The 2,660-nt window shown below is 63.5% G+C and carries 3 protein-coding genes; all 3 read left to right on the top strand.

The genetic code is table 11. The annotated features are described in order from the left end of the window. Positions 1 to 148 precede the first annotated feature (148 nt). Positions 149 to 1,198, top strand: coding sequence for a lipopolysaccharide heptosyltransferase II (gene waaF / locus WCA53_RS31870; protein ID WP_423921122.1), 1,050 nt, complete (start codon positions 149 to 151; stop codon positions 1,196 to 1,198). Positions 1,199 to 1,387: 189 nt separating this feature from the next. Further along, on the top strand, positions 1,388 to 1,834 hold the full coding sequence (locus WCA53_RS31865; protein ID WP_423921119.1) for a nuclear transport factor 2 family protein: 447 nt from the start codon (positions 1,388 to 1,390) through the stop codon (positions 1,832 to 1,834). Positions 1,835 to 1,999: 165 nt separating this feature from the next. Beyond that, on the top strand, positions 2,000 to 2,660 hold a 661-nt coding region (locus WCA53_RS31860), incomplete at its 3' end, for a YheT family hydrolase (RefSeq protein WP_423921116.1).

The following is a 2,660-nucleotide window of genomic DNA, read 5'->3' as shown; positions in this document are numbered from 1 at the left end:
GAACGATGATGCCTGCGGCCCCCTGCCAATCGCCGCCGATACCTTCCGCTGCCCGGCGCGCAAACGCCCGGCGAACCCCATTTAGCTGCTTCGACGACCACGCCCAAGCCGCGTGGCTGCGTCATTTTTGAGACTGGAAATTACACAGATGCGTCGCGCGTTGGTTATCGCACCGAACTGGATCGGTGACGCATTGATGGCGCAGCCGCTGTTTTCGCTGCTGAAGAAATTGCATCCGCGCATTGTGATCGATGCGGTCGCGCCCGCGTGGGTCGCGCCTGTCCTGGAGCGCATGCCCGAGATTCACGACGTCTACGCCACGGACCTCGCGCACGGCAAGCTGCAAATGCTGCGCCGATGGCAACTCGCGAGCGACCTGCGCGACGTGGGCTATGACGCCGCGTACGTGCTGCCGAATTCGTTGAAATCGGCGTTGATACCGTGGCTCGCGGGCATCAATTTGCGGATTGGCTATACGGGCGAAAGCCGCTACGGTTTGCTCAACGTGCGTCACGGCAATCCGGCCAAGGACGAACGTCCCCCCATGGTCGGCCAATATGCCGCCCTCGCCTACGCCCCCGGGGCGAAGTTGCCGTGGCTACAGGAAAACGCCACGGTGCCCATGCCCGTACCACGCCTGGATGCCGACCTGAACGAAGCCGCGCGCGTCTCGACCCGCTTCAATCTCGATACCCGCGCGCCGCTCGTCGTGTTTTGTCCGGGTGCGGAATTCGGCCCGGCGAAGCGTTGGCCGCCCGAGCATTTCGCCACGCTCGCCCAGTTCGTCGCCCAGTCGTTTCCTTATGCGCGGATTGTCGCCCTGGGCTCGCCGAAAGATGCGCCGATTGCGCAGGCTATTGTCGATCGCGCGTCGAACGTCCGGAACCTGTGCGGACAGACATCGCTGGGCGAGGCGTGCGCGCTGATCTCGCGTGCGAGCGCGGTGGTAACCAACGATTCGGGGCTGATGCATGTGGCCGCCGCGCTGCGTCGCCCGCTGGTGGCGGTATTCGGCTCGACCGACCCGCGCCATACGCCGCCCCTCTCGGAACTCGCAAAGGTACAATGGCTCCATCTCGAATGTAGTCCGTGCTTCGAACGCGAGTGTCCGCTGGGCCATCTGAACTGCCTGCGCGAACTCAGCGCAGAACAGGTTTTCAGCGACCTTCGTGGCATGCTGTTGATGCAGCCTCGTTGACGGAGCCTCGCAGTTGCAGTGTCGGAGCTGATTGAAGTCGCCCACACAGGCCATGTTCCGGTTGAGAGGGGGCTCACATACCAATGCCACCCTAGCGGAGGCATGCTTTTGAAACTTGACCGAACCGTGGCGCCGGACTGCCCTGCCAGCATCGGGCGCCATGCACCGACCGTTAGAGACCCACGAGCCATGCCACGTTTTGCCCGCCTGTTCGAAGCCGCCGCCGATACCCTCAACGCCTACTATCAGGCCGTGTCGGAGGGCAATATCGACAGTGTGATGGCGCTCTGGATCGATGAAGATTTCGCGTCTTTCATTTGCCCGGATGGCGCGCACCTGAGCGGGCTGGACAGTATCCGTGCCGGACTTTCGGTGCAGTTCGAGAACCGGCCGTGCACGGTCGAGCCGCTCGATATTCGTGTCTACGACAGCCTCGGCACCGTGGTGTACGCCATCGCCGAAGCGCATCAGTCGGCCGAACCGGACCATGGGCCGATGATGGTATTCAGTACTTATGTGATGGTCCACGAACGGGGCGAATGGCGTATTGCGCATATTCACGCCAGCCCGATGCCCGCCGATGCCGCCGGGCAGGTCGCCGCAAAAATGCGTCGTGGCCAAGGGCCATTGCATTGATATCTGTTGCGTTTGTGTCACCTGCCGCACACGCGGCAACTTGGCGGGCGGTATCCTGTTCGAACGCGCCCCATGACACGCGACGTTTGTTCTCTCGCACCTATTGCGTGAGCGTTGCTTTTGCCGAGCCTGAGACGCGCGAACGTCACCATACGAAGACGCGCCATGAAACGCGACATTCCGCATCCTTCCGAGCTCGCGTGCGAGCCTTGCCGCCCGCCCGCTGCGATTGCGCAAGTGGCTTCTAGCGGGCCCGGCAAGCTGCGCGAACCCCTGACCGAATGGCTGTATCGTGCGCCGCTGTGGCTGCCGAGCGCACATGCGCAGACGATCGTCCCCGCGTTGTTTGCACGGCGGCCTGCGGTGAGCTATACGCGGGAAAGATGGACGACACCCGACGACGATTTCATCGACCTCGACTGGCTTTCCAATGATGGCGACAGCACGGCGGCGCCGGCGTCCACGGCGCCGCTTTTCGTCTTGTTCCACGGTCTGGAGGGCAGTTCCGATTCCCACTACGCCCGAGTGCTGATGGCAGAAGCCAAGGCGCGGGGCTGGCACGGAGTCGTCCCGCATTTTCGCAGTTGCAGTGGCCCGATGAATCTGCTGCCGCGTTTCTACCATCTCGCCGATAGCGCCGAAGTCGACTGGGTCTTGCGCCGCCTTAGGGCGCGGCATGCCGGGCCTATTTTCGCGGCGGGGGTCTCGCTTGGCGGCAACGTGTTGCTGCGCTGGCTGTGCGAGCAGCGGGAGGACGCGAGCTTGATTGACGCCGCTGCCGCGATCTCTGCGCCGCTTGACGTGCACGCGGGCGGCGATGCGATAT

It is taken from the genome of Caballeronia sp. (genome assembly GCF_049581465.1).
Taxonomy (GTDB): Bacteria; Pseudomonadota; Gammaproteobacteria; order Burkholderiales; family Burkholderiaceae; genus Caballeronia.
Note: the sequence above shows the minus strand (reverse complement) of the source record. Positions and strands in the feature narration are given on the sequence as shown.

Bases quoted from the DNA above. Each gene is read 5' to 3' on its own strand.
- WCA53_RS31865 (WP_423921119.1), top strand. From the start codon at position 1,388: ATGCCACGTTTTGCCCGCCTGTTCGAAGCCGCCGCCGATACCCTCAAC.
- waaF (WP_423921122.1), top strand. From the start codon at position 149: ATGCGTCGCGCGTTGGTTATCGCACCGAACTGGATCGGTGACGCATTG.